The sequence below is a fragment of the Streptomyces sp. NBC_00237 genome (assembly GCF_026342435.1).
Classification (GTDB): domain Bacteria; phylum Actinomycetota; class Actinomycetes; order Streptomycetales; family Streptomycetaceae; genus Streptomyces.
In genome coordinates, this window is the sequence record NZ_JAPEMT010000001.1 from 464,314 (window position 1) to 490,090 (window position 25,777).

The 25,777-nt window shown below is 71.0% G+C and carries 29 protein-coding genes; 13 read left to right on the forward strand and 16 right to left on the reverse strand.

Features of this window, described 5'->3' with window-relative positions; translation table 11 throughout:
* Window positions 1-11 precede the first annotated feature (11 nt).
* Both OG897_RS01780 and OG897_RS01785 read right to left on the reverse strand, forming a co-directional pair.
* A complete protein-coding gene (locus OG897_RS01780; RefSeq protein WP_266652171.1) occupies window positions 12-434 on the reverse strand; it encodes a PIN domain nuclease in 423 nt (140 codons plus the stop codon).
* On the reverse strand, window positions 431-646 hold the full coding sequence (locus tag OG897_RS01785; RefSeq protein ID WP_266652173.1) for a type II toxin-antitoxin system VapB family antitoxin: 216 nt from the start codon (window positions 644-646) through the stop codon (window positions 431-433). The genes OG897_RS01780 and OG897_RS01785 overlap by 4 nt, the downstream gene beginning before the upstream one ends.
* 312 nt (window positions 647-958) lie before the next feature.
* Between OG897_RS01785 and OG897_RS01790 the strand changes: the two genes are divergently transcribed.
* The 3 genes from OG897_RS01790 (at window position 959) to OG897_RS01800 (ending at window position 3,631) form a co-directional block, all read left to right on the forward strand.
* Window positions 959-1,468, forward strand: a complete 510-nt coding sequence (locus OG897_RS01790) for a SigE family RNA polymerase sigma factor (RefSeq protein ID WP_266652175.1) — start codon at window positions 959-961, stop codon at window positions 1,466-1,468.
* A 56-nt stretch (window positions 1,469-1,524) separates the two neighbouring features.
* Window positions 1,525-2,331: a hypothetical protein gene (locus tag OG897_RS01795; protein WP_266652176.1), complete on the forward strand. Its 807-nt coding sequence runs from the start codon at window positions 1,525-1,527 to the stop codon at window positions 2,329-2,331.
* 508 nt (window positions 2,332-2,839) lie between these two features.
* Window positions 2,840-3,631, forward strand: a complete 792-nt coding sequence (locus OG897_RS01800; protein ID WP_266652177.1) for a class I SAM-dependent methyltransferase — start codon at window positions 2,840-2,842, stop codon at window positions 3,629-3,631.
* Window positions 3,632-3,687: 56 nt separating this feature from the next.
* Here OG897_RS01800 and OG897_RS01805 read toward each other — a convergent pair whose 3' ends face one another.
* Complete coding sequence (locus tag OG897_RS01805; RefSeq protein WP_266652179.1) at window positions 3,688-3,945, reverse strand: DUF397 domain-containing protein; 258 nt, start codon at window positions 3,943-3,945, stop codon at window positions 3,688-3,690.
* Window positions 3,946-3,950: 5 nt separating this feature from the next.
* Window positions 3,951-4,784 carry a helix-turn-helix transcriptional regulator gene (locus tag OG897_RS01810; protein ID WP_266652181.1) on the reverse strand — a complete coding sequence of 278 codons (834 nt, stop codon included), beginning with the start codon at window positions 4,782-4,784 and terminating at the stop codon, window positions 3,951-3,953.
* A gap of 175 nt (window positions 4,785-4,959) precedes the next feature.
* Here OG897_RS01810 and OG897_RS01815 point away from each other — a divergent pair, with 175 nt between their 5' ends.
* The 5 genes from OG897_RS01815 (at window position 4,960) to OG897_RS01835 (ending at window position 8,700) form a co-directional block, all read left to right on the forward strand.
* Entirely contained in the window at window positions 4,960-5,454 is a 495-nt protein-coding gene (locus OG897_RS01815; RefSeq protein ID WP_266652183.1) for an ATP-binding protein, read from the forward strand.
* Between the two features lie 163 nt (window positions 5,455-5,617).
* Window positions 5,618-6,625: a hypothetical protein gene (locus OG897_RS01820; protein WP_266652185.1), complete on the forward strand. Its 1,008-nt coding sequence runs from the start codon at window positions 5,618-5,620 to the stop codon at window positions 6,623-6,625.
* 156 nt (window positions 6,626-6,781) lie between these two features.
* Window positions 6,782-7,348 (forward strand): Uma2 family endonuclease, encoded by a 567-nt coding sequence (locus tag OG897_RS01825; protein ID WP_266652187.1) that lies wholly within the window; start codon window positions 6,782-6,784, stop codon window positions 7,346-7,348.
* 43 nt (window positions 7,349-7,391) lie between these two features.
* The gene (locus OG897_RS01830) at window positions 7,392-8,108 is read left to right on the forward strand and encodes a methyltransferase domain-containing protein (RefSeq protein ID WP_266652189.1); all 717 of its coding nucleotides are present in this window, start codon (window positions 7,392-7,394) and stop codon (window positions 8,106-8,108) included.
* Between the two features lie 37 nt (window positions 8,109-8,145).
* On the forward strand, window positions 8,146-8,700 hold the full coding sequence (locus OG897_RS01835) for a hypothetical protein (RefSeq protein WP_266652191.1): 555 nt from the start codon (window positions 8,146-8,148) through the stop codon (window positions 8,698-8,700).
* A 27-nt stretch (window positions 8,701-8,727) separates the two neighbouring features.
* On the opposite strand, the gene OG897_RS01840 is transcribed toward OG897_RS01835, so the two are convergent.
* A complete protein-coding gene (locus OG897_RS01840) occupies window positions 8,728-9,045 on the reverse strand; it encodes an NIPSNAP family protein (protein WP_266652193.1) in 318 nt (105 codons plus the stop codon).
* Between the two features lie 209 nt (window positions 9,046-9,254).
* Here OG897_RS01840 and OG897_RS01845 point away from each other — a divergent pair, with 209 nt between their 5' ends.
* The 3 genes from OG897_RS01845 to OG897_RS01855 all read left to right on the forward strand — a co-directional run bounded on the left by OG897_RS01845 (window position 9,255) and on the right by OG897_RS01855 (window position 11,723).
* Window positions 9,255-10,397, forward strand: coding sequence for a M23 family metallopeptidase (locus OG897_RS01845; RefSeq protein WP_266652195.1), 1,143 nt, complete (start codon window positions 9,255-9,257; stop codon window positions 10,395-10,397).
* 37 nt (window positions 10,398-10,434) lie between these two features.
* Window positions 10,435-10,968 carry an N-acetyltransferase gene (locus OG897_RS01850; RefSeq protein ID WP_266652197.1) on the forward strand — a complete coding sequence of 178 codons (534 nt, stop codon included), beginning with the start codon at window positions 10,435-10,437 and terminating at the stop codon, window positions 10,966-10,968.
* An 89-nt stretch (window positions 10,969-11,057) separates the two neighbouring features.
* Window positions 11,058-11,723 (forward strand): CatB-related O-acetyltransferase, encoded by a 666-nt coding sequence (locus tag OG897_RS01855; RefSeq protein WP_266652199.1) that lies wholly within the window; start codon window positions 11,058-11,060, stop codon window positions 11,721-11,723.
* 141 nt (window positions 11,724-11,864) lie between these two features.
* On the opposite strand, the gene OG897_RS01860 is transcribed toward OG897_RS01855, so the two are convergent.
* The 4 genes from OG897_RS01860 to OG897_RS01875 all read right to left on the reverse strand — a co-directional run bounded on the left by OG897_RS01860 (window position 11,865) and on the right by OG897_RS01875 (window position 14,846).
* A complete protein-coding gene (locus tag OG897_RS01860; RefSeq protein ID WP_266652201.1) occupies window positions 11,865-12,320 on the reverse strand; it encodes a tellurite resistance TerB family protein in 456 nt (151 codons plus the stop codon).
* Between the two features lie 133 nt (window positions 12,321-12,453).
* Window positions 12,454-13,704, reverse strand: coding sequence for a cation:proton antiporter (locus OG897_RS01865; protein ID WP_266652203.1), 1,251 nt, complete (start codon window positions 13,702-13,704; stop codon window positions 12,454-12,456).
* A 17-nt stretch (window positions 13,705-13,721) separates the two neighbouring features.
* On the reverse strand, window positions 13,722-14,219 hold the full coding sequence (locus tag OG897_RS01870; protein WP_266652205.1) for a cation:proton antiporter regulatory subunit: 498 nt from the start codon (window positions 14,217-14,219) through the stop codon (window positions 13,722-13,724).
* A 126-nt stretch (window positions 14,220-14,345) separates the two neighbouring features.
* Window positions 14,346-14,846 carry an ATP-binding protein gene (locus tag OG897_RS01875; RefSeq protein WP_266652207.1) on the reverse strand — a complete coding sequence of 167 codons (501 nt, stop codon included), beginning with the start codon at window positions 14,844-14,846 and terminating at the stop codon, window positions 14,346-14,348.
* Window positions 14,847-15,022: 176 nt separating this feature from the next.
* On the opposite strand from OG897_RS01875, the gene OG897_RS01880 reads away from it, so the two are divergent.
* Window positions 15,023-15,220: a hypothetical protein gene (locus OG897_RS01880; protein WP_266652209.1), complete on the forward strand. Its 198-nt coding sequence runs from the start codon at window positions 15,023-15,025 to the stop codon at window positions 15,218-15,220.
* A 37-nt stretch (window positions 15,221-15,257) separates the two neighbouring features.
* Here the strand turns inward: OG897_RS01880 and OG897_RS01885 are convergent, their stop codons facing one another.
* The gene (locus OG897_RS01885; RefSeq protein WP_266652211.1) at window positions 15,258-17,696 is read right to left on the reverse strand and encodes a LuxR C-terminal-related transcriptional regulator; all 2,439 of its coding nucleotides are present in this window, start codon (window positions 17,694-17,696) and stop codon (window positions 15,258-15,260) included.
* Between the two features lie 352 nt (window positions 17,697-18,048).
* On the opposite strand from OG897_RS01885, the gene OG897_RS01890 reads away from it, so the two are divergent.
* The gene (locus OG897_RS01890; RefSeq protein WP_266652213.1) at window positions 18,049-19,098 is read left to right on the forward strand and encodes a PRC and DUF2382 domain-containing protein; all 1,050 of its coding nucleotides are present in this window, start codon (window positions 18,049-18,051) and stop codon (window positions 19,096-19,098) included.
* Between the two features lie 167 nt (window positions 19,099-19,265).
* Here OG897_RS01890 and mnhG read toward each other — a convergent pair whose 3' ends face one another.
* Genes mnhG through OG897_RS01920 form a run of 6 tightly spaced genes read right to left on the reverse strand, consistent with a single transcriptional unit; the run spans window position 19,266 to window position 25,770 of the window.
* The gene (gene mnhG / locus OG897_RS01895) at window positions 19,266-19,613 is read right to left on the reverse strand and encodes a monovalent cation/H(+) antiporter subunit G (RefSeq protein ID WP_266652215.1); all 348 of its coding nucleotides are present in this window, start codon (window positions 19,611-19,613) and stop codon (window positions 19,266-19,268) included.
* Window positions 19,610-19,906 (reverse strand): monovalent cation/H+ antiporter complex subunit F, encoded by a 297-nt coding sequence (locus OG897_RS01900; RefSeq protein ID WP_266652217.1) that lies wholly within the window; start codon window positions 19,904-19,906, stop codon window positions 19,610-19,612. The genes mnhG and OG897_RS01900 overlap by 4 nt, the downstream gene beginning before the upstream one ends.
* On the reverse strand, window positions 19,903-20,613 hold the full coding sequence (locus OG897_RS01905) for a Na+/H+ antiporter subunit E (RefSeq protein ID WP_266652219.1): 711 nt from the start codon (window positions 20,611-20,613) through the stop codon (window positions 19,903-19,905). The genes OG897_RS01900 and OG897_RS01905 overlap by 4 nt, the downstream gene beginning before the upstream one ends.
* Complete coding sequence (locus OG897_RS01910; RefSeq protein WP_266652221.1) at window positions 20,610-22,196, reverse strand: Na+/H+ antiporter subunit D; 1,587 nt, start codon at window positions 22,194-22,196, stop codon at window positions 20,610-20,612. Before OG897_RS01910 ends, OG897_RS01905 begins: the two co-directional genes overlap by 4 nt.
* Window positions 22,193-22,795 (reverse strand): Na(+)/H(+) antiporter subunit C, encoded by a 603-nt coding sequence (locus OG897_RS01915; RefSeq protein WP_266652223.1) that lies wholly within the window; start codon window positions 22,793-22,795, stop codon window positions 22,193-22,195. Before OG897_RS01915 ends, OG897_RS01910 begins: the two co-directional genes overlap by 4 nt.
* On the reverse strand, window positions 22,792-25,770 hold the full coding sequence (locus OG897_RS01920) for a Na+/H+ antiporter subunit A (protein ID WP_266652225.1): 2,979 nt from the start codon (window positions 25,768-25,770) through the stop codon (window positions 22,792-22,794). The genes OG897_RS01915 and OG897_RS01920 overlap by 4 nt, the downstream gene beginning before the upstream one ends.
* Window positions 25,771-25,777 lie beyond the last annotated feature (7 nt).

A 25,777-nucleotide genomic window follows, 5' to 3' on the forward strand; every position in this document is an offset into this window, starting at 1 on the left:
GCGGGCCCGTCCTACTTGGCCCCCTGTGGCCCGTACCACTGGAGCGCCTGCCCCGTGACGGCGGCTACGCACTCGAAGTCGCGGTCGCGGTGCAGGAGGGTGAGGCCCTGTAGTTCCGCGGTGGCGGCGACCACGAGGTCGACGGGGCCCGCGCTGCGGTGCTGACCGCGTTCGGTGAGAAGCTGCTGCACCTGCCAGGCGCGGTCGTACGCACGGTCATCGACCGGCACCCAGCCGAACAGCACCCGTATGTCCTCGACGCCCCGCGCGCGGTCTGCCGCGCTCCGGGCGCTGAAGAAGAATTCGAGGTCCGTCAGCGGGCAGGTGGCGATGAGCCCCGCGGCGGCGGCCTGATCCCAGCCGTGCTGCTCGGAATCACCGCGCAGGAGGCGGGCCAGGGCGCTCGTGTCGATGAGGAACTGGGCCGCGCTCACCGTCGGTAGTTCCTCTTGTCCTCCAGGGACTCCAGGTCGAAGGCGCCTTCCGCAGCGGAGGCCCGCAGCCGGGTCAGGGCCAGCGCCCGTCGCCGCGTCTCCAGAACCTCGCGCAGAGCGGAGTTCACGGTGTCCTTCTTGGTGCTGGTGCCGAGGGCTTGGGCCACGGCAGCGAGGAGGGTGTCGTCGACATCTATTACGGTCCTGCTCATAGCTGCACCTCCGGAGATATCAAACGTGTAACCAAGTATATCCCTGGTGATGCCTCCCTTGGGCGGACGGCGTCAGACCCTAAGGCCCCGTTCCCCTGCCGGGCCCGCATCCCCTGCGTACGGTCGTGGCATGGTGCGGAGCAGCGCGGTGGATGTGGACGGGTATCTGGGCGAGGTGCCCGGGGAGGTCTGCTGAGGGGGTGCCGAGACGCCCGCGAAGAATTGTGGCGTCGGCGCGCGACATCTTGGCGACCCGCGTAGTCAAAGGGGTATGCACGGGGATCACAGCACAAGAGAGCAGGCGGGGGCCGAGTGAAGCCAGCACAGGAGGACCAGTACCTGGAGTTCGTGAGCGCGCGGGCGAGGCCGCTGTACCGGTCGGCGTACGTGCTCGCGGCCGGTGACTCGCACCTCGCCGAGGACCTGGTGCAGGAGACCCTGAGCCGGGTGTACGTGCACTGGAAGAAGGTGGCCCGGGCGGAGAGCCCGGCGGCGTACGCGCAGACCGTGCTCGTACGGACCTTCCTCACGCTCAAGCGCCGCAGCAGTTCCGGCGAGCGCCCGACGGGCACCATGCCCGACAGCGCGGCGAAAGGTCCGGACACCGCACTGCGGCTGACCCTGCTGGACGCGCTCGGTCAACTCCCGCCCAAGGACAGGGCAGTTCTGCTGCTCCGTTACTGGGAGGGGCACAGCATCGAGGAGACCGCCCACATGCTCAAGCTGAGCAGCAGCGCGGTCCGTTCCCAGGGCACCCGGGCCCTCGCCAGGGCGCGTGCCCTGCTCGGCGACACCCTCTCCGACCTCGTACCGACGCACTGAGCGCTCCCGTACGAGGAGCCCCCCTTCCCGCCACCCAGCGAATAGGTGACATCCGCATGCCCTTCGAAGCAGACCTCGCAGACGCTCTGGACCGTTCGACCGACAACCTCGACCCCGACCTCGACCACCTCGTCGGCGGAGCCGTCAAGCGCGGCCGCAGCCGCCGCAATCGGCGCAACCTCGGTGCGGGCGTGGGGGCTTGCGCCGTGATCGCGGTGGCGGGTCTGGTCATGCCCGGCGTACTGGACCGGGCCCGGCACGGCGGGGAGGGGGAGGGGATGGAGGCCGTGGCCTTCGCGGCGCCCCGTTCCGCGATCACCGGGGCGCAGATGATCCAGGCCGTGGAGAAGTCGTTCCCCGGCGGCACGTACGCGAAGAAGGAGGGGCAGAGCAACAACCCCTCCGACCCGTCCGGCGGCTACGTCGCCAACGGCGGCTTCACCTTCGACGACGGCCGCGGCCTCGCCAACGTCGGCGTCTCCGCCATGCGCCTCAAGCTGCCGCTCCAGGACGGCGAGGGCCTGAGCTGCGAGGCCGAGCAGACACCTCCGCGCGCCGAGGGCGACACTTGCGAGCTGAAGGAGCTGCCGAGCAGTGCCACTCTCCCCGGCGGGGCCCTGCTGATGCAGGAGAAGATCGCGGACAAGCACGCCGACGGCCGCGAGCCGGCCCACCGCTGGACGACGACGCTCACCGTGAAGTCCACCGGTGCACAAGTGCAGTTGGTGCAGTGGAACACGGGCGGCGACTTCAACACCGGCATCCCGAAGCCGACCCGCCCCGCGCCCCCGCTCTCCCCGCAGCAGGCCGCGGCCGTCCTGACCGGCTCCGTATGGTCACCGATTCTGGGCGCCGTCGCCTGATCCGCTCCCGTACGGTCAGGACGCGAGCGACTTCCAGAAGGCGTGGCCCCCGGGCTGCCGGGGAGACGAGCTGGGCGCACACGCTGTAGCCGCCCCCCCCGGGGGCGGGACGGGCGGGCAAGGGAGCGGCCCCACCAACCACCCGACCCGGACCAACCCCCGACACCCCCCGCCCAACAGCTCCGGGAGCAGACGGGGCCCGGCCATGTCCCCGGTGGCGGTGCAGCCGGGCCGGTCCGAGCTGATCGCTGTACGGGTAGCTCTTGCCCATGCTGCGTGCGGGGAGGCAGCGGCAGGGAAATGCGGTGCCTGGACGGCGGTGGACGTCGGGGACGCGGCGGCGAGGGTGAACCGCTGCGGTGCTCGTACGGCTGCGAGACCTGTCGGCCGCCGTGAACGCCTCGACGCCCGCCAATTCCGTTGAGCCCGCGCCCCGCGATCGTGTTGGCTGGCGACGCCGAACTGTCAGCACCACACATATCCGCTCGGCCGCAGCAGGGAGTCAATCGTGCAGGACAAGGGTGTCGACCCCGTTGCCCACAATCGGGCAGCCTGGGACAAGTACGTCCAAGAGGGCAACGAGTGGTCGAGGCCGGTGAGCGCCGAGGCCGTCGAGCGTGCCCGCAAGGGCGACTGGTCGATCGTCCTCATCGGGCATGCGCCCGTCGACCGCTCCTGGCTGCCGAAGGACCTGACCGGCAAGGACGTGCTGTGCCTGGCCTCCGGCGGTGGCCAGCAGGGCCCGATCCTCGCCGCAGCGGGAGCGCGGGTCACCGTCTTCGACAACTCACCCGGCCAGCTCGGCCAGGACGAGAAGGTGGCGGCACGCGACGGGCTCGAACTCCGCACCGTCCAGGGCGACATGCGCGACCTGAGCGCCTTCGCCGACGCGACCTTCGACGTCGTGTTCCATCCGGTCTCGAACCTCTTCGTACCGGACCTGGCCCCGGTGTGGCGCGAGTGCTTCCGCGTCCTGCGACCGGGCGGAACGCTGCTCGCGGGCTTCCTCAACCCTGATGCGTACCTGTTCGACCACGAGGCTCTCGACGAGCGCGGCGAGCTGATCGTCGTGCACAAGCTGCCTTACAGCGATGTCACGCAGTACTCCGCCGAGGAACGCGCCACGAAGTTCGGCGCGGAGGCCGCTCTCGAATACAGCCACACCCTCACCGACCAGATCGGCGGGCAGCTCGCCGCAGGTTTCGTCGTCACCGGCTTCGCGGAAGCGCCGCATCAGTCCAACGCGTCCGCCGCCTACCTGTCGAACTACTTCGCGACCCGGGCAGTCAAGCCGGGCTGACCCTCGCCGTGGCGGGGGCCGCGCCGCCGCCCCCGCTTACGGCTTCCCAGCCGGGGTCAGACGGTGTGCGCCGCCGCGAAGGTGGCGAACGCCGTCCAGGTGGCGGGCTTCACGTCGAAGGTGGGGGAGGCATCGCCGAGCTTGCTGTCGCGGACGTGGACGTCGGCGCAGGCGCAGGTGGCGATTTCGACGCACTCGCCGCCCTGGTTACCGCTGTAGCTGGACTTGTGCCAGCCGTCGTAGGCGACCTCGATGCAGTCGCCGCCTTCGTTGCCGCTGTAACTCGACTTGAACCAAGCTGAGTTCGGGGGCACGTTGTTCATAGTGCTCCTGCCAGTTCCTCGATGAACTTCATGCTCTCCGGTGCCCGAAGGGCATTGGATCGGATCATCGCATACCGCTGTTCCAGCGCGTCCACCTCTTTGGGGCTCGCGTAGAAGACGGACCCGCCACCCTGGTACTCCACGTACGCGACGGACCGCCCCTCCTCGGTCGTCAGGAGCGTCATGGGCCCGTCGAGACCTGCGTGGGTTTCGACCTCGGTCGGTACGACGTGGATGGAGATGTTGCGCATCTTGGCGCAGGCCACCAAGTGGTCCAACTGCTCCTTGTGGACGCGCTGGCCGCCGATCGGACGCCGGAGCACGTGTTCCTCGATGACGAAGCACAGGGTCGCGGATGGTTTCCGCGTGAGCAGGGTCTGCCGTTCGAGGCGTCCCTGGACGCGGAATTCGATCTCGTCCTCCTCTAGTAGAGGAATGCGAGCGCTGAGGACTGCACGGGCGTGTGCTTCGGTCTGCAACAGGCCATTGATAGCGTGCGTGTCGTACTTGTAGAGCCGCTGCACCAGGCCCTCGGTGTCGGCATAGCCCTGGAAGAAGTCCGGATATCCCGGCTTGCCCAACTCTTCAAGCATCGCGACGAGCATGCCCTCCGCTCCCAGCGCTTCGTCCACGTCCGTCACGTAGTCAGGCTGGGGCCGCAGCGATCCGGCCTCCATCTTCTGGACCGTTGACAGGGAGTACCTGCGTGCGGTGAGCGCGGCCAACTGTTCCTGGGTCAGCCCGCGATGAGTCCGCAGTGCCTTCTGCTGAAGCCCGAAGACCTTCCAGATGAGCGGCTTCCCGCTCCTGCCCTTGCTCTGTTCTCCCATGTGTCTCGCCTCCCGCAGCGAACCGCACCGAGCCCTCAATGGTGTTGCAAAAATCCCCACTTGGGCCGCAGCGGATTCTCACCCGAACCGCAAGTTCACTTTGACGCCCCAGTTGAACTACCGACAGTAGCCGTCCGCTGACACGCTTCCACTCATGATGAGCGAACCTGCTGGCATGGAACTCACCGATACCCAGGCTGAGTTGGCCGCAGACCGAAAATCCATGGACGTGCAGCGGGAACCGGTGTTCGGACATGCATCCGAAACGGGCGGGGAGCGCCTCGCCGTAGTCGCCCGCGAGTGGTCCACGGAGTGTGCCCTGAACCCGCGCGCGGTTGCTCTCGCCCGGACGCGTACCCGCACGTACCTGACCGTCCTCGGGTGGACCGGTGACATCGACGACGCCGTACTCGTCGTCTCCGAGCTGGTCACGAACGCCGTCCGGCACGGCTGCGAATCAGGCCGGGTGGGCTGGCTGCGGCTGGCCGTACTGGAGGACGGCGCGCTGCTGGTGGACGTATCGGACCCGGTCGCGGGGTTCGTGCGCGCCGTCGATGACGACGAGGGCGGGAGAGGGCTCCAGCTGGTCCGGCGGCTGGGTGACCTGAGCTGGTTCCTGCGGGCGGGAAGTGATCGGGGGAAGACCGTTCGGGTGCGTCTGCGTCCGTAAACGATCGCTTCTCAACTCTGGTTACAGAGAGTGGAGTTGATGCGCTACGGTGACCGCGTCATCACTCTCCGCGCCCACTGTGGCGCGTAGAGCGGCCCCCGTCGGTGTTAGACGCACCGGGCGAGGGCCTCACCCAACGAAGCTCTCCAAAGGAGCCCGCAGAATGTTCCTGCATGCTATCTCTCCCACTCGCGCGTTCGCGAAGGTCGCCAAGAGTCTGCTGACTCGGACCGAACTCGACACCGACGCGCGCCTTCTCCTCGCATACGTGGGCGATCTGAGGCCCTCGGACGACAAGTACCTCCCCCTGGGCGACTACGCGGAGGAGCTGGGCATCACCCCGGCCGCGTACAAGCGCATCAAGAAGCAACTCGTGCGGTACGGGTACGTGCACGACTACCGGGCGCAGGGGGCCCGTGGCCTCTGGTACACCGAGCAGTGGGTGAGCAACGTGCCCCTCACGGAGGACCAGTTCCGGGCGCTGCGGGCGGGTGAGACCGATGTGGTCCCGCTCTCCGACGGGCGGCAGCCGACCGTCGGACAGCCGGGGTCTCGGAGGGGCGGCGGCTCTACCGGTACTTCTCAGACGAAGAGCAAGACATACCCCACCCGCCCACCCAGGCGGCCCGCAGCGCAAGCAGCGGTCGCGGTCGCGGAGGATGCGAACGAGCCGCAGCTCGCTTCCGCACCCGAATTCGCCATCGCGGAGCGCCTGTTGAGGGAGCTGTGGATGGACAGGGCAGACCTGCGCCTGACCTTCCGCAACGTCCGCTACCTCGCCGGGATCGTCGCCGAGAAGATCCGCAGCGGGGTTCCGGTTTGGGAGATCCACCACGCGCTCACCCACGGCCTGCCCGACAAGCCGATCGACAACGCCGCCGGGTTCGTCACCGTCCGGCTGCGACGGAACGTCCCCGACGGAGCCGCCCTGGCCGCCTCCGAGGCGATGCGAGCAGCCACCCCGCCGCCGATCGCCGTACCGGGGCCGCCCAAGGCGATGCGTACCTGCGACGGCCCCGGCGACCACGCCTTCCGCCCCGTCGCCGACGAGACCCTGTGCGCACCCTGTCGTCGGGCGTACCCCCAGCTCGAAGACGCCCTCCGGGAGGAGTGCTCCGGCCAGGACTGGGCGGCCGTCGGCCCGGTTCCGTCCCCGGACCCGGTCTTCTGAGCGCCGGGCGCTCGTCGCGCCCCGGCGACGGTCCGGCCCGGGACGACGAGGGTGGCGGATCCCGGCCCGTCGTGGGGAACGACGAGGCCGAAGCCGGGGCAGTACGGAGAATCGGGCGGGATCGGACCCGCTCGCACGGTGGCCGGGAGGTGCGTCATGACTGCTGAGACGGCAGCCCCTGCGTGGATGCACGAACAGATCACGGCGGAGCAGTACGAGTCCTGGTCCGAGGAGCAGTGTGCGGGTATCGAGATCGTGGACGGGATGGCCGTCGTGAGCCCCAGCGCGTCCAAGCGTCACGACCGGCTCGCCCGGCTGCTGGCGAACGCCCTGGACGCCGCTGCCGGGTCCGACTGGAACGCCGACACCGACTTCGACGTACGCCTGCAAGATGTCCCGCTCACGAACCGGCGTCCGGACGTCGTGGTGTACCGCGCGGACACCATCGACGTGACGCCCACGCGGCCGGAGCACGTACTGCTGGTCGTGGAGGTGGTCTCGCCGGGGCCCGAGACCACCGACCGGATCGTGAAGACGGACCAGTACGCCAAGGCCGGTATCGCCTTCTACTGGCGGGTCGAGCAGGCCGTGACCGGTGCGCCGATGCTGTACGCGTACGTCCTCGACCCGGCGACCGGGACCTACCGGGACGGCGGAGTGTTCAGCGGTCTCGTCACGGTCGCGGCCCCCTTCCCGGTGGAGATCGACCTCGGCCGGAGCTGAACTCCCCGGCACCGGACGGGACATGCGTGTCAAGATCGACCGTATGACTTCCGTTCAGGCTGAACCCAACGACTACGACAGCTTCGCCGTGGCGTACGCGGCCAAGAACGAGACCAGTCTTCACAACGCCTACTACGAGCGGCCCGCGATGCTGGACCTGGCCGGGGACGTGACCGGGCGACGCGTGCTCGACGCCGGTTGCGGGGCCGGGCCGCTGGCGGCGGCGCTGCGCGAGCGGGGTGCGATCGTGACCGGTTTCGACTCCAGCGCCCAGATGCTGGAGCTGGCCAGGAAGCGGCTCGGGGACGACACGGAGCTGCACCTCGCGGAGCTGGGCGGCCCGCTGCCGTTTCCCGATGCCGCGTTCGACGACGTCGTGGCGTCGCTGGTCCTGCACTACCTGGAGGACTGGACGGCGGCGCTGGCCGAACTGCGGCGCGTGCTGGTTCCGGGCGGCCGACTGCTCGTGTCCGTCGACCACCCCGTCATCGGCCTCGTACAGCCGGACGCCGCCGACTACTTCGCGACGTACCGGCGCTCGGAGGAATGGACGATGGGCGGGCACACCGCCGTGATGTCCTTCTGGCACCGGCCGCTACACGCGATGACCGACGCCTTCACCTCGGCGGGCTTCCGGATCGACGTCATCAGCGAACCGTTCCCCGCGCCCGGTGCCCGCGAGAAGTTCCCCGAAGCCTTCGTGGACAAGCCCTCGGGGGCCTTCGTGTGCTTCCTGTTCTTCGTCCTGCGGGCCGCGTGACGGGGGAGGGGGGGGGGAGGGGGAAGGGGAAGGAGCGATGACCTTGCATGCGGATGTGGCCGCACTGCTGGCGGGGGCCGCCATCATCGACGTGGACGTCGACGAGGCCGTCGCTGACGGGCACGTGCGCTCGTGCGCGTACCGACGTGTCGTGCAGGTGACCGCTGCGGCGCGGAGCCGCGACGGGGACCGCGCGATCGTGGCCGCGATCCTGCGCGATCCGGACGAGATGGCCTCCAAGACGGCGGTGGTCGACCTCGTGGACAGGATCGCGAGGAAGGCGACCGGTGCCGCCGAGTTCCGGCGGTGGTCGGCGGAACTGCTGCCGGAGACCGACCGGCTCACGGGGGAGTCGTACCGCGAATTCATTCGTGGGCGGGTCCACGACTGGCTGTTCTACCTGTCCGTCGAGGACGGTCAGGTGCCGACGGCAAGCGAGCTGGCGGACGTCACGTACTGGATGCAGCGGCTGCTCGCCGAGGGGTCGAGGTCGCTGCCCGTGCTCGCCCTGCTCGCCGAGTCGGGCAGCGAGAGGAAGATCCGGAACATCGCGGCGAACCGGTCCAGGAGCCGCGAGCCGGGAACGCGATGAGCCGGGCACCGTCGGACTGAGGGTTCTCTACGAGGTGGGCGTGGGGTCGAGCGGCCGGAGGAAGCGGCGCTCGTACCGGCGGATGCACTGGGTGCGGCGGGCCAGCTCGAATGCCTCCTGGCACTCGGGGTCGACCGCGCTGTCGGCCCGGTACTGCTCGTACAGGGCGAAGCTGGGGAAGGAGAAGAGCGCGTACGCGATGTCGCTGTCGCTCTCGCTGGGCAGGAAATAGCCGTGGTGCGTGCCCCCGAACCGGTCGACGAGGGCGACCCAGCGGCGGCCGTACTCCTCGAAGTCCTCGATGCGGTCGGGATCGATCTCGTACTTCAGATGAACGGTGATCATGGGATCACATCTTGCCTGAGCTGCGGCCCGTGTCGGTGACGTCCGTGCCGCTGCGGGAGACGGCGACCGTCGGGACCGGGTCCGGGGTCAGTGCGGCGCGGTGGGTGGAATGGGATGGAATGCCCGGATTGCTGCACCGGAGTGAGGCTGTCGCGCGTCCTCGGGGTTGGTGCGGGGCTGATCGGGTGTCGGGTTGTCACAGTCGGTCAATGCGACGAATCGAATTCACACGAAGGTGTGCGGTGACGGTGGCGGTTGCGGGCTGTCTCGTGGTGGGGGCGGGTGGAGGTGCGCGGGGGCTGGAGCCCGTACCGGAGGCGGCCGAGGTGGATCGGCTGTACCGGGAGGCGTCGGTGGCGGTGAAGGCGCACGAGGTGGCGCGGAAGGCCGTGGAGGCGGGGCGGGGGGAGGTCGAGAGGCTGCGCGTCGCGGAGGAGGCCGAGCGGGTGCGGCTCGATCAACTGCGGGCTGCCATGGGGGAGTTGGCACGGAGCCAGTACCGGGGGGGTGGGGGTGGGGTCGGGGTCGCGGTGCGGTTCTTGACCGCGCCGTCGCCCGAACTGCTGATGGAGCGGATCTCGCTGGCACGGCGCGGCGGGCACGCCACGGACACGCTGATGACGCGGGTACGGGAGTCACAGGCGCGGCTCGCCCGGGACCGGGCGGCGTCGGCGGCGGCGCTGGGGAGGCTGAAGGGGGAGCTGGCCCGGCAGTCGGCGGCGCGGGAGGAGATCGAGAAGAAGCTCAAGGAGGCGCAGGAGCGGCTGCGGGCGGCGGAGGAGGCGCGGCGGGCGGCGCTGGCGGCCGAGGCCGCGGCGAAGGCCGCGAAGGAGGGGCGGGGGTGGGTGGTGTCCGGGGGTGCTCCCGGGCCCGCGTGCGGGGGCGCGGCGGAGGTGGTGCCGCTGGGGCCGCCGCCCCCCGCTGCTTCCTCGGACCGGTCCGTCGCGCCGCAGTGGGTGAAGCCGGTGGATCCGGCTCCGCTGTCGTCGGGGTACGCGGAGGCCGGGGGGCGGTGGAAGCACCGGCACACCGGGCAGGACTTCGCGGTCTTCGACGGGTCGGCGGTGCGGGCCGTGGGGGAGGGGACCGTGGAGTTCGTGGGGTGCGGGGACGGGTTCGGGAACCAGGTGATCCTGCGGCACGGGAACGGTTACTTCACGCAGTACGCGCACCTGTCGGTGTTCGGGGTGCGGGTGGGGGAGAGGGTCGTGACCGGGCAGACGATCGGGCTGAGCGGGCGGACGGGGAACGTGTCCGGGCCGCACCTGCACTTCGAGGTGCGGGTGACGCCGCAGTTGGGGTCGGGGGTCGACCCGATGCCGTGGCTGCGGGAGCACGGGGTGGCTATTTAAGGGGCGGGGGGTGGGTGGGGTGTTGTTGGGTGGGGGGATGAGTACTGATGCGGGTGGGGCTGGTGCGGTGGTGGTCCGGGAGCGGGCGGAGGCCGATCTCGGGACGTGTGTGGACGTGTTGCGCCGCGTCCATGAGGTGAGCGGGTATCCGAGGAACTGGCCCGAGGATGCGGCGGGTTGGCTGAAGGGCGGCGACGGCTTCGGGGCGTGGGTGGCCGAGGTGGAGGGCGTCGGGGTCGTCGGGCATGTGGCGCTGGGGCCGGCCGGGGAGGGGGACGTCGCTCCGGGGCTGTGGAAGGGGGAGGCGGCGGTGGTGGCCCGGCTCTTCGTGTGGCCGGGGGCGAGGGGGTGGGGCGTCGGCCGCGTGCTCTTGGCGGAAGCGGGGCTGCGGGCACGGGAGTTGGGGTCGGAGTCGGGGGAGGGGCGGCGGGCCGTGCTGGATGTGGTGGCGGAGGATGTGGGAGCGGTGGCGTTCTACGAACGGGTGGGGTGGGAGAGGCTGGGGTCGGGGGAGCAGGACTGGGGGGCCGGGGAGATGGTGAAGGTGGAGTGCTTCGGCGGGCCCTTCTAGGGGCGCGGGGCTGTGCCGATGTGCGGCTCCGCCGCGTGGGCGGGGCGTCGTACGAAAGATGTGAAGTCGCGAGTGAGTGAGGGATGACCATGAGTGAGAACGTGCGTACCACGCCCGAGTTGGCGATCACCGATCCGAATACCGTGCACCCCTGGCCCGAGCAGCCCCGCGTCGTCCTGCTCAAGCCCTTGGTCACGTCCGACCTGATCGAGGTCGGCGACTACACGTACTACGACGACCCGGACGACGCGCTCGCCTTCGAGACGAAGAACGTCCTCTACCACTACGGCCCCGACCGCCTCCGCATCGGAAAGTTCTGCGCCCTCGCGACCGGAGTCCGGTTCATCATGCACGGGGCCACCCACCTCATGGACGGCCCGTCCACCTTCCCGTTCACGACGCTTCAAGGCGCCTGGGCGCCCAACGTCGACCTGTTCATGGGCCGTCCCCCGGGCGACGACACCGTGATCGGCAATGACGTCTGGATCGGGTACGGCGTCACCGTCATGCCCGGCGTCCGCATCGGCCACGGGGCGATCATCGCGACCGGTTCCGTCGTGACCTCGGACGTCCCGGACTACGCGATCCACGGCGGGAACCCGGCCAAGCTCATCCGGAAGAGGTTCAGCGACGAGGACATCGAGCGGCTGCTCGCCGTCGCCTGGTGGGACTGGCCGGTCGAGCTCATCACCGAGCACGTGCGGACCATCATGGCCGGGACCGTGGACGAGCTGGAGGCCGTGAAGACCGGCTGACGCGCCGTGAAGACCGGCTGGCACGCCGTGAAGACCTGCTGACGCCGCGAGACCTGCTGACGCCGTGAGACCGGCTGGCATGCCGTGAGGCCGGGCCCCGTATCGACATGTCGGATACGGGGCCCGGCCTCACGGCGTCGCTCAGAGGTCGAACTCGTGCGGCGGCAGCTCCAGCGCGAAGCACGCCTCCCGCACCACCGCCTGCTCCGACGCGTCGAAGTCCCCGTCCGCACCGCCGATCACGATGCCGATCTGGATGACCGCCCGCGCCTCCGCGGGCTTCTTCTTCGCCTTGGCGATCTCCTGGAGGACGCTCACCTTGCCGAAGGCGAAGTCCGCCTCCAGCTTGCCGACGTACGCGTTGAAGCGGCGCTGGAGGTCGTCGGCGGGGAAGTTCTGAAGGACGTCGTTCGTGCCGATCAGGGCCGCCACGCGCTGCCGCTCGGCGGCGTCGATCGTGCCGTCCGCCGCCGCGACCAGCGCGCACATCGCCATGCTCGCGTCGCGGAACGCACCGCTCTTCAGCTCGTTCTTCTTGGACTCCAGCTGGGTCTGCATCGAAGAGGCGGTTTCCTTGAGGCGGTCCCACAGGGCCATGGCGTCGTCTCCGTCGGTGTTGTTTCTACAGGAGTGTAGAAACTAACAGGGGGTCGGATAAAGGCGTTCTAAGGGCTCTCAGTGCTCCCAGTGCTCCCAGTGCTCTCAGAGCTCTCTGGGCCTCAGGGTGCGGTCAGGAGCGTGTGGGCTCGCCCTGGGGAGTCGGGTGAGCCGACTCCGCCGCGATCATGTCCTCCATCGTCGGCGGCCCCGCCACCGGCTTGTTCCGGCGTCGGCGGCCCTGCGCGCGCATGACCAGGGGTTCCGTCCAGCGGGCCGCGAGCGGGCCGATGATGACGAGGATGAGGACGTACGCGGTCGCGATCGGGCCGATTCGGGGTTCCGTGGCCACCGCCAGGCCCGCGATCACGATCGAGAACTCGCCCCGGGCGACGAGCGTGCCGCCCGCCCGGAGGCGGCCGCGCGGTCCGATTCCCGCGCGCCGGGCTGCGTACCAGCCCGTGCCGATCTTCGTGAGCGTCGTGACGATCGCCAGGATCAGGGCCGGGACCAGGACCGGCGGGATGTCCGCCGGGTCCGTGGAGAGGCCGAAGAAGACGAAGAAGACCGCGGCGAACAGGTCCCGGAGCGGGGCGAGCAGCTTGTGCGCGCCCTCCGCGACCTCCCCGGAGAGGGCGATGCCGACGAGGAACGCCCCGACCGCCGCCGACACCTGGAGCTGCTGGGCGACGCCCGCGACCAGGACGGTGAGGCCCAGGACGACGAGCAGGAGCATCTCGGGGTTGTCGGAGGACACCGCGCGGCTGATCAGACGGCCGTGGCGCAGGGCCGCGTACAGGACGAGGCCGACCGTGCCCAGCGAGATGAGGAGGGTGACGGAGCCGCCCGCCAGGCCCACGCCCGCGAGCATCGCGGTCAGCAGGGGGAGGTAGACCGCCATGGCCAGGTCTTCCATGACCAGGACGCCCAGGACGACGGGGGTCTCGCGGTTGCCGAGGCGGCCGAGGTCGGTCATGACCTTCGCGATGACGCCCGATGAGGAGATCCAGGTGACGCCCGCGAGGGCGACCGCGCCGACCGGGCCCCAGCCGAGGATCAGGGCGGCGACCGCGCCGGGGACCGCGTTCAGCAGGAAGTCCACGATCCCGGACGGGTACTGCGTCTTGAGGCTGCTGACCAGCTCACTCGCGCTGTATTCGAGGCCGAGGAGCAGGAGGAGCAGGATGACGCCGATCTCGGCGCCGACGGCGGTGAAGTCCTCGCTCGCGTCGAGGGGTATCAGCCCGCCGTGGCCGAAGGCGAGCCCGGCCAGCAGGTAGAGCGGGATCGGGGAGAGGCCGATGCGCCCGGCGAGGCGGCCGATGATCCCCAGGGTGAGGATGACCGCGCCGAGTTCGATGAGGAGGGCGGTGGTGTCGTGCATGGTGTGGTCCGTCCGCCTCAGTCTTCGTCGGCGTCAGTGAGCGGGGCGGTGCCCGCGATGATCTCCGCGAGCGCGTCCACGCCCTCGCGCGTGCCGACCGCGACCAGGGTGTCGCCGATGGCGAGGCGGAAGCCCGGCTCGGGGGAGGGGTGCGCGCTGGCCCGGCGCAGTACGGCCACGATCGAGGCTCCGGTACGGGACCTCGCCTTCGTGTCGCCGAGGAGCTTGCCGCCGTACGGGGACTTGGAGGTGACGGGGATGTGCTCGGTGACCAGGTCGATGCCGCTGGTGCGCACCGCGTCGATCGGGGCGGCGTCCAGGAGGTGGGCGAGGGCGGTGGCCTCGTCCTGGGAGAGGGGGACGGCCTGCTGGCAGGCGTCCGGGTCGTCCTGGTCGTAGAAGCCGAGGAAGCGGCGGCCGTCGTGGTGCACGACGACGGAGAGGTGGCGGCCGCCTTCGGTGATGAAGTCGTACTGGGTGCCGATGCCGGGCAGGGTGGAGCGGCGGGTTCCCATGGGGCCCTCCAGGGGAGCGGAAACTGATCAACTTTACGTTTCCATTACCCTACTCCCGCCGGAGTTGTGCAGTTTTAAGGGGCTATACGGGGTGAAAGGCGGGGCCCTGGGAGCCCCTGCGGCGCGTTACCGCAGCGCCACGTGCACCCGCACCCGCTTGCCCCCGGCCAGCCGCTGGATGTCGTACCGGGTGCAGAGCGCGAGGACGAGCTCCAGGCCGTGGCCCCCGATCCGCTCCGGGTCCGGTGCGCCGGGCCGCGGCAGGCTGTCGTCCGTGTCCCACACCGTGATCTGGAGATCGGGCAGGCCCGTGCGGTCCCGGCCGATCGCCAGGTCCAGCAGACACGGACCCGGCGCGTACTTCGCCGCGTTCGTGACCAGCTCGCTGACCACCAGCTTCACCGTCCCGGCCGTCCCCGTCGTGACCGGAACGCCGTGCAGCGCCTCGGCCCGCACGAGGAAGTCCCCGGCGAAGTCCCGGGCCTCCCCGATCGTGCCGGGCGCTCCGTCGTAGGTCGCGCTGGCACTGAAGGGGATGGTCACCGTCATCGTCGCTTCCCGCACCGTAAGCACCATCCGTCCTGTCGCACACCTGACGTCCCCCGTGATGTCCGGTGCTCTGCTCACGCGCTTTCCCCATCATCGCGTTTTCAGTCGTGCGAATCCCGGCCGACCTGAAACCGTGGCGAGAGGCGTCGAACGCGCCAGGCGGACGGTCGAACGGGGACGGTCCGCCGTCGTCCGTAAGGGGGGAGTGGGGACTCCTGGTGTTCCCGTGCCCGGTACGGGGGCACACGGGCTCCATGAACACCGTCAGCAGCATCGTCCTCGCCGCGGGTCCCGGTACGGGTTCCGGCCCGGTCTCCGGTTCCGGCTCCGGTCTCCTCCCGGATCTGCCCGTCGCCGCGCAGATCGTCCTCGCGCTGTTCTTCGCGTACGCGATCCTCAGCGCCGCCGCACGCTACGTACGCTGCGGACGGCGGCAGTCCGCCGCCGAATAGGGGCGGCCCGACCGGGACGGAATCCGCCGGACACGTCCTACTGCCGCCGACCGTCGAACGACCGCAGCCACGGCGTCCCCGTCGCGTTCGCCGCCTCGCCCGCCAGCGCCGCGATCTGCGTGCGCGACGAGAAGCCCAGCTTGGCCAGGATGTGCTCCACGTGCGCGTCCGCCGTCCGCTTCGAGATGACCAGGCGCTCGGAGATCTCGCGGTTCGTCAGGCCCGCCGAGATCAGCGCCGCCACCTCCCTCTCGCGCCGCGTCAGATGGTCCAGGGACGAGGTGCCCTCGGACGGCGCGGCGCTCGTCACCGGGCGGGACGCCCCCGCGAGGGCCAGCTCGACGGCCTGTTCCAGGGGGAGGGTGGAGCCCTGCTCGAAGAGCAGCCGGTACTCCGCCTCGCCGAGCCGGTCGCGCACCGTCGTCTCCACCCGGGAGTGGTCGTCCTGGTAGATGGCGACCCCGATCATCGGGGAGCCGATCTTCCGCCACTGCTCGGAACAGGTGCCGAGCAGCCACGCCGCCAGCTTGTGGCGGCCGGTGTCCGCCGAACCCCAGGCGAGGAGTTCCAGGGAGTTCGTCGCGGCGAAGTGGTCCCTCAGCTCCCGGCTCAGCCGCAGGGACTCGCGCGCGAAACGGACGCTCTCGGGCGCGTCGCCGCGCGTCCAGGCGGCCATTCCCTTGATGCCGAGGACCTGGCTGGTGATCATGCATTCGCCGACCCCGCCGCCGGGGGCCTCGGTGATCAGCCGCAGGGCCTCATCCGCGTGCGCGTCCGAATCGTCGGAGCGCCGTATCAGCGCCTGGACGTAACTGCTCTGGTAGTGGTGGACGACCCGGCCCAGCGGGTCGCCGATCCGCACCAGTCCCGAGAGGGCCTCGGTCAGGGACTCCCGGCCGCCGTCCGCGTCGCCGAACAGCCAGGAGATGCCGCCGAGGTAGCCCAGCGCCAGCATCCGGTCGAGCTCCGAACCCGCCGCGTGCGCGACCTCCATGGTCTCCAGGAAGCCCGCGTGGGCCACGCCGACGTCTCCCTGCATCACGGCCAGCAGACTGCCCCACAGGAGCGCCTGGGACCGTTCCCGGGACGGCTCCCGCTCCTGGGCGAGGCCCTTGTCGAGCCAGTACCGCCCCTCCGTGAAGAGTCCGGCCGTCGACCAGAACGGCCACAGCCGGGCCGCCATGACGAGCGCGGGCCGCACCCCGTCGGGGCGCGAGAGCGAGTACTCCAGGGCGCTGCGCAGATCGGCGAGGTCGCGGTGCAACTGCCAGTACAGCGGCACCTGTTCGGCACTCAGCAGCATCTCGAAGAAGTACGAGGCCCGGCCCAGGTAGTGGTCGCGGTGCCGTCGTCTGCACCGCTCGCGCTCGGTGTCGCTGCACTTGTCCGCGCCGTACTCGCGGATCGTGTCGAGGAGCCGGTAGCGGGCGCCCTCGTCGCCGTCGCGCAGCACGACGGACTTGTCGACCAGCCCTATGAGGTGCTCCAGGATCACCTCGCGGGGCAGCAGCCCGGTGGCGTCCCCCTCGGGGCTCTCGCCGGGCTCCGCGTCGCCGGGCTTGTCGGGCTTATCGGGCTTGTCGGCCTCGTCGGGTTCGTCGGCCTCGTCCTCCGAGCAGACCTCCTCGACGGCCGTCAGGTCGAAGGACCCGGCGAACACCGACAGCCGCGCCCACAGCAGCTTCTCCTGCGGGGAGCACAACTCGTAGCTCCAGTCGATGGCCGTACGCAGCGTCTGGTGGCGGGGCAGCACCGCACTGCGCCGCCCGCCCGTCAGGACCTGGAAGCGGTGCTCCAGACGGGCCGTGAGCTGGGTCAGCGGCAGTGCTCGCAGCCGTACCGTCGCCAGTTCGATGGCGAGCGGGATGCCGTCCAGACGGTGGCAGAGGGCGAGCACGTCGGGGCGGTTGTTGTCGGTCACCTCGAAGCCGGGGACCACCGCCGAGGCCCGCTGCGCGAACAGCTCGACCGCGTCGTCGTCGCCCAACGGCGGTACGGGCAGAGTGTGTTCACCCGGCACGTCCAGCGGCTGGCGGCTCGTCGCCAGCACCGTCACGCCCGGCGCCTCCCGCAGCAGCAGGTCCGCGAGCAGCGCGCACGCGTCGAGGAGGTGCTCGCAGGTGTCCAGTACGAGCAGGATGCGCCGCTCCGCCAGATGCTCGACGACGACGTCCACGACGACCCGCCCCGACTGCTCGGGCAGGCCCAGCGCGTTCGCCACCGCGCCCGTCAGAAGCTCCGGGTCGTGCAGCGCGGACAGCTCGACGAGCACGACGCCGTCGTCGTAGTCCCCCTTCAGCGACAGCGCCGTGCGCAGCGCGAGTCGGCTCTTGCCGACACCGCCCGGCCCGATCAGTGTCGTGAGACGGGAGCGCCTGAGCAGCTCCCGTACGTGGTCCAGCTCCGAGACCCGCCCGACGAATCCGGTCACTTCCAAGGGCAGCGTGCCGGTGCGTCGGGTGTAGCCGAGTGCCATGTCGCCCCCACACGCGGTTCTCAATGTGCTTACCAGTGTGGCCCGTTAGGACATCACGTGTCAGCGTACGGACCGCACGGTGACAGGTCGTGACGGCCCGGGGCAAGACCGCCTCCTGGAGCGGGTTCACTCGAACGGAGTACATGGGACGGAAGGTGACCCGAGGGGTGAGAAGGGCCTGATACGGCCGGTGGGGCGGCTCCCCGGCGGTTTCGGGGGGCGCTCGCGGAGGGTGCCGGGGCGATCACTGCGGTCGCGGCGCGGACCGGAGAGGGGCGCACTGGACGTATGCGCAGGGCAACGCACTGAACGGTGCTGCATCGGTGCTGCGCGGAACGGAGACGAGAAGCCCATGACCGCTCCCAACGGCTACACCCCCGAGAACCTGTCCGGCGCGAACGTCGTCGACGCCGAGGGCAACAAGGTCGGGGCCGTCCAGAAGGTCTACCGAGACGACACCACCGGAGAACCGGAGTGGGTCACGGTGAGGACCGGGCTGTTCGGCACCAAGGAGACGTTCGTGCCGCTGGCGGGCTCGACCCGCACGGACGGCGGCGTGCGCGTCCCGCACGGCAAGGACGTGATCAAGGACGCCCCGAGGATCGACGTGGACGGGCACCTGGACCGCACGGAGGAGGCGGAGCTGTACCGCCACTACGGGCTGTCCGGTCCCGGCGACACGGGCCGCGCCGACGGCAACGGCTTCGCCGACACGAGGTCCGCGACGACCTCCGCCACGACCTCCGCCACGACGTCGGCGACCTCGACCGGCCGTCACGCCGCCGGTGCCGCAGGCGTCGCCGGTACGGCAGCCGCCGCGTCGAGCGGCTTCGCCGACCGCACGAAGGCCACGGTCCGCCCGCTGGCCGGATCGGCGTCGGGCGGTGGCGCCCGCACGCTGGCAGGAGCGGGCGCGGCGAGCCGCAGCGTGGACACCGACATCTCCGGCCGTACGGCCCCCGGCACGACCGGCAGCAAGGGCCAGACCGAGGAGATGCTGCTCTCCGAGGAGCGGCTGAGCTTCGCGACCGAGGAGCGCGAGGCCGGGCGCGCCCAGCTGCGCAAGCGCGTGGTGACGGAGAACGTCACGAAGTCGGTCGAGGTGAGCCACGAGGAGGTGCGGGTCACCCGTGTGCCGATCACCGACGAGGAGCGGCGGACGGGCCGTACGAGCGCGCAGATCGGCGAGGGTCAGGTCGAGGTGGTCCTGCACGAGGAGCGCGCGGTGATGCGCAAGGAGACCGTGCCGGTGGAGCGGGTGCGCCTGGAGGTCTACAAGGTCACCGAGCAGAAGGAGATGTCGGGCGAGGTGCGCAAGGAGGAGGTCGAGTACAACGACGGGGTGCGCGCGAAGTACGCGGACGGCCCGGACGGTGGGCTCGGCGGGCGCGGGAAGCGGTAGCCCGTACTGGTTGTCCCCGTACTGGTGTCCCGCACTGGTGTCCCGTACGTACGGGGTGCACGAGTGAGGTGCTGAGGTGCTCGGGCGGGGAGGCGTCGTGTGACGGGACGCCTCCCCGCCTTCGGGTGCGCGGCTACGGGGGCGGGGCGGGGCGGCGCGGGTCCCGGTCACTGTCGCGGGTGCTCGCCCAGCTCGTCGTACAGCAGCGGGGTCTCACCGGTCAGCCCCGTACGGTAGGCGGCCCGCGCCACCAGGTGTGCGGCGACCGCGCTCGTGAGGAGCTGGAAGAAGGCGACCAGGGCGAGCGTCCCCAGGTCGAAGGCGGAGCGCAGTCGCAGGGCGACGCCCGCGAGCAGCATCAGCATGCCGAAGGTCTGCGGGTTGGTCGCCGCGTAGCTGCGGGTGAAGACGTCCGGCAGCCGCAGCAGCCCGATGACTCCGGAGAGGCAGTTCACCGCCCCGATCAGGAGCAGGATCGAGCTGATCAGGTCGGCGGCCCTGGACCAGTTGCTCATGACGCGCGCTCCTTCGCCGTGGGGCGGTCCCGGCGGGCGATGAACCGGGCGATGGAGACCGAACTGGTGAAGCCGAGGAACGCCAGCACCAGCATGATCGACAGGTAGTAGCGGGTCTCGGTCAGCGCGGCCTGGACGCCGATCCCGGCGACGATCAGGGCCGCCGCGACGTCCATGCACACGGCCCGGTCCAGCATGGAGGGGCCGCGCGCGATACGGATGAGCAGCAGGGCCCCGGCGAGGGCGAGCACCGCGAGGGCGGCGTTGAGGAGGATGTCGGCGGCCTGGGTCACGGGCGGGGCGCCTCTCCGGTCGGGGGCGGATCGGTGTCCGGGGGCAGATCGGTGGTCGGGGGCGGATCGGTGTCCGGGGACGGTCCGGTGTCCGGGGACGGTCCGGTGTCCGGGGACGGCCCGGTGGTCGGTGGCCGCTCGCTGACCGGGGGCGGTTCCAGCCGGACCCGGTCCAGCTCGTCGCGCGGCCCGAAGGCCCGGACCACGAGCCGCTCCAGCCGCCACACGTCACGGCGGGTGCGGGCCACGACCGCCGGGTCGTCCGCGTCGGACACGTGCAGGTAGAGGGTGGCGGTCGCCGCGTTGACCTCGACGAGCGCACCGCCGGGCACGCTGGACACCGCGACGGCGGTCGCCGCGAGCATCAGGTCCGTACGGCAGCGCAGCGGCACCCGCACCACCGCCGCCGGCCCGACCCGCCCCGACCAGGCCAGCAGGGCGACGGCGTGGCTGGCGGCGACGATGTCGCGCAGCAGGTACTTGGCGAGCAGCAGGATGCCCAACGGGCGCAGCCGCAGCCCGAGTTCGACGGGCGGCAGCGGAAAGAGCACGCAGAGGACGAGCGCCACCACGATGCCGCTGATGAGGTTCCCCCAGGTCGCGCCGGACCACAGCAGCATCCAGATCACGGTCAGCCAGGCGATCAGCGGAAGGTCGATGCGCCCGCGCCGCCCGCAGGGGACGGACTCGGGTGGGGGTGCGCTCATGGTGCGAGCACCGCCTCGATGTAGGGGGTACGGGCGAGGAGTTCGGCCGCGGAGCGGTCGGCGACCCCGGTCAGGGGCGTGGCCAGGAAGGTGTACGCGAGGCCGAGCAGCACGGCGGCGACGGTCGCGGCGGTGGTCAGCCGGGGCAGAGCCCGTTCGGGCGCGGCGGCTTGACGGGGCTCGGTGAGGACGAGGGTCGCGCCGCGCCCCAGCGGCGGGGGCGACGCCGGTTCGGTCCTGGCAGGGGCGGGGGCGGCGTCCGGGAGCGGGGCCGTGCGCCAGAACGCCAGGTTCCACACCTTCGTGACGACGTACAGCGTCAGCAGGCTGGTCACCATGGCCGCGCCGATCCCCGCGTACGCCCACGCCCCGCCGTCCGCGACGCCCGCCCGGATCAGCCCCAGTTTCCCGAGGAACCCGGAGAGCGGCGGAATCCCGGCGAGGCTCATCGCGGGCACGAACCACAGCGCGGCGAGCAGCGGGGCGGACCGGATCGCACCGCCGAGCCGCGTCAACTCGGTCGTCCCGTAACGCTGTTCGAGCATCCCGCAGGCGAGGAAGAGCGTCGTCTGCACGGTGATGTGGTGTGCCGTGTAGACGATCGCCCCGCCGATCCCGGCCGCGCTGCCCAGCGCCAGCCCGTACAGCATGAAGCCGATGTGGCTGACGAGGGTGAACGACAGCAGCCGCTTCAGGTCGGTCTGCGCGACCGCCCCGAGGATGCCGACCAGCATCGACGCGATGGCCACCGCCATGAGGACGTGGGACAGCCGGTTGCCGGGGAAGAGCAGGGTCTCGGTGCGGATCATGCAGTACACGCCGACCTTGGTGAGCAGGCCCGCGAAGACGGCCGTGACGGGGGCCGGGGCGGTCGGATAGGAGTCCGGCAGCCAGGCGGCGACGGGGAAGGCGGCGGCCTTCACGCCGAAGACGGTGAGGAGCAGCGCTTCGGACAGGGTCCTCACTCCCAGGGGGAGTTCGGCGAGCTGCTCCGAGAGCTGGGCGAAGTTGACGGTCCCGGCGGCGGCGTAGGTGAGGGCGATCCCGGCCAGGAACACCAGCGACGAGACCAGCGAGACGATCACGTACGTGGACCCGGCGCGCAGCCGGGCCTCGTTGCTGGCCACGGTGATCAGTACGAAGCTCGCCATCAGCATGATCTCGAAGCCGACGTAGAGGTTGACCAGGTCACCGGCGAGGAACGTCAACGACACTCCGGCGATGAGGACTTGATAGGCCGGGTGGAAGAAGGAGATCGCCCGGGGCCCGCGCGACGACCCCTCCTGCCCCATGGCGTAGAGGAGGACGAGGAGAGTGACCGCGCCGGATACCGTCAGCATCAGCGCGGACAGCCGGTCGGCGACGAGCGTCACGCCGAGCGGGGGCCCGAAGTCGCCGAGGTGCACGACGAGGGGCCCGTTCCGGTCGGCCTGCACGAGGAGGACGACGTCGACGACGAGGACGGCGGCGAGCATGGTGACGGAGGCGATGCGCTGAAGGGCGATGAGCCGCGGCCCGACGGCGACGGACCACCCGCAGAAGGCGAGGGGGAGGATGACGGGGAGAGGTACGAGGGCGTTCACCGGGACTCCTGGTGGGGGGCTGGGGGGTCCTGGGGGGTGGGTGGGCTTTCGGGGTCCGCGCCCAGGACGTCGTCCCAGCGGTCGTCCGCGTAGTCCCCGGCGCGGGCCTGGTAGGCGCGGTCGTCGCGCAGGCGGCGGCGCTGCTCGCGCCAGAGCTCGCGCACGGAGCGGCGCACGGAGCGCCGGTCGGTCTCCCCGGCGCGCGCCTTCGCCCTCAACTGGCTCCGCTCGGTGGCGAGTTCGGCTCGCAGGGCGACCCTCCGGTCGGAGAGGTCGTCGGGTACGAAGTCCGACCCGGTGAGCTGCGTACTGCGGTACGCCATCGCCAGCACGAACGCGGTGGTGCCCAGCGTGATGACCACCGCCGTCAGCACGATGGCCTGCGGGAACGGGTCACTCATCGTCTCGGGCGGCACCCCCGGGTACAGCAGCGGCGGCACCCCGGCGGGCCCGCTCCCGGCGAGCACGAAGAGGTTGACGCCGTTGCCGCAGATGATGATGCCCATCAGGACGCGGGTGAGGCTGCGGGTCAGGACGAGGACGCTGCCGACGAAGGTCAGGACGACGGCGCAGACGAGCAGGGTGGCGCTGACGGTCACTGGTTCGCCTCCGGGGTGAGGGTGCGGGTTCCCGCGCTGTCCGGGGCGGGGGCTTCGGCGGTCTCGGCGGTCTCAGCGGTCTCGGCGGCGAGTGCCGCGTCCTCGGCCCCCTGGTCCATCCACGCCCCGAGCGCCCGGACCGTATCGAGGACGACCCCGGTCACCAGCAGGTACACGCCGATGTCGAAGAAGACGGAGGTGCCGACGTGCCAGTCGCCGACGAGCGGCAGGTGCCCGTGCCAGGACCAGGAGCGCAGCACGGTGCCGCCGAGGAGCCCGGCGAGCGCCACCGTGGTCGACACGGCCAGCCCTAGCCCGACGAAGAAGCCCGCGTGGAAGCCGGTCGCCGCCTCCAACTCGTAGCGCCCACCCGCGAGGTAACGGATCGTCAGCGCGATCCCGGCCACCAGCCCGCCCACGAACCCGCCGCCGGGCAGGTTCTCCGCGCAGAAGAGCAGATACGCCGACAGCATCAGGATCGGATGGAAGATGAGCCGGGCGATCACCTCGAAGACCACCGACCGGTGCCGGGGGTCGGTCGCCCCTCCGGCCGCGAGCCAGTCCCGTTCGGGGGCGGCGAGGTCGTACGGGGAGGGGTCGTGCTCGGCGTGCTCGCGCACCTGCGCTGCCCGCTCCTCCCGCGACACCCGTGAGGACGCCCGCCATGCGCCGGGCGCCTCGGGGTCCTCCTGCCCGCTGTCCGTGAACAGCAGGCTGGTCACCCCCGCGACGGCCGCCACCAGCACGGCCGATTCGCCCAGGGTGTCCCAGGCCCGGAAGTCCACCAGGATCGTGGCCACCACGTCCTTGAGCCCGTGCTCTGCGGTCGCCCCGACCATGGCGGCCCCGATCGGGGTGCCCTGCCGGGCCCCGGCCGCGAGCCACACCGCGACCGCCGCCACCACGCTGCTGAACAGCGCGAGCACGAGCCCCCACACCCGCCGGTACCGCTTGCGCGCATCCCCGTCCCCGAAGAAGAGCGGCAGCCGCCGCAGCACCAGCACGAGCACCACCGTCGAGACGGTCTCCACCCCGAACTGCGTGAGCGCGAGGTCGGGCGCGCCGTGCACGACGTACAGCAGCGCGGTTCCGTACCCGGTGAGCCCGGCCAGCACGGCCGCCTGCATGCGCCGCTGCACGGTGAGACACAGCAGCGCACAAGCGCAGGTCAGCGCGGCGACGACGGCCTGCCACGGCGAGTCCCACGGCCGGGGCGCGGGCGGTCCTTCCTGCCACGGCCGGTCCACGACGAACACGGCGAGCAGCCCGCACACCACGACCGACAGCACGGTCGCCACGTACGCGGGAAGCGACCCCTTCTGTACGTATCCGGTGAGCTGGAGGGCGCCCCGCTCCACCCCGAGCACGGTCCCGTCGAACGCCCGCTCCGCCGACGGCCACGCCAGCCGCGCCCCGAGCGCCGCCACCGGCCCGCGCAGGACGAACAGTGCCGCCCCCAGCACCCAGGCGAGCGCCGACAGGCCGAGGGCGGGCCCGAACCCGTGCCAGAGGGCGAGGTGGTACGGGTGCTCGGGCACGGGGTACTGGGCGGCGTACCGCTCGAAGAGCCCGGCGGGCCAGGCGACGGCCGGCCCGAGGACGAGACAGGCGACGGCGAGGAGGGCGGGGGGCGCGAGGAAGGCGGCTCCCACACGATGGACGTGGGTGTCGGCCCGCCCCGGCTTGCGGGCGAAGGCCCCCCACAGGAACCGGACGGTGTACGCGACGGTCAGCGCGGACCCGACCACGATGAACGCCAGCACCCACCGCTCCCCGGGCGTCCCGTTCAGCAGCGCCTCGAAGGCCGCCTCCTTCGCGACGAACCCGAGCAGCGGAGGCAGCGCGGCCATGGACGCCCCGGCGACGACGGCGGTCGCACAGACCCGGGGGAGCGCCCGCCCGACCCCCGACAGCTCCCGCAGATCCCGGGTCCCCGCCGCATGATCGACGATTCCGGTCACGAGGAACAACGGCGCCTTGAACAGCGCATGCCCGAGAATCATGGCCGAGGCCGCGAGCGCCGCGTCGTACGTCCCGACCCCCGCGAGCACCACCAGGAACCCCAGCTGACTGACGGTTCCGTACGCCAGCACGAGCTTGAGGTCGTGCTGCCGCAGCGCCCGCCACCCGCCGAGCAGCATGGTCACGGTCCCGAGCGTGAGCAGAACCGGCCGCCACGGCGGAACGTCGGCGAACGCGGGCGCGAGCCGCGCCACCAGATACACCCCGGCCTTCACCATCGCCGCGGCGTGCAGATACGCGCTCACGGGCGTGGGCGCCGCCATCGCGTTGGGCAGCCACACGCTCAGCGGCCAGATCGCGGACTTCGCGATCGCCCCGCACAGCACGAGCACGACAGCAGTGGAGAGGGCCGTACTGGCCGGGGGCGGCTCCTCGATGATCCGCGAGATCCGGTACGTCCCGGCGGCCTCCCCGATCATCAGGAACCCCACGAACATCGCGAGCCCACCGGTCGAGGTCACCAGCAGCGCCTGGAGCGCGGACCGCCGCCCCGCCCGCTTCTCGCAGTCGTACCCGATCAGCAGGAACGACAGCACGGTCGTCAGCTCCCAGAACAGGTACAGCACCAGGAGGTCGTCGGCGAGCACCAGCCCCAGCATCGCCCCGGCGAACCCCAGCAACTGCCCGGCGAACGGCCCGAGTCGCGGCTCTCCCACGTCGAAGTAGCTGACGCAGTACAACAACACCAACGCGCCGATCCCGGCCGCCAGCAACACCATGAGCATCGCCAGCGCGTCGAGCCGGAACGCGACCTCGACCCCGTAGTCCTCGATCCACGTCCACGCTTCGTCGGTGGGACGTCCCGCCACGACTCTGTCCCACTGCGCGAGGGCCCACCCGAGCGCGACGACCGGCGGAACGGCGAGCACGACGAAGGCGCGCGGCCCCCTTCGGCGTACGAGAGGGGCGGCGCACAGCGCGAGAACGAAATGGCCAAGGACCAAAAAGGTCATAAACACA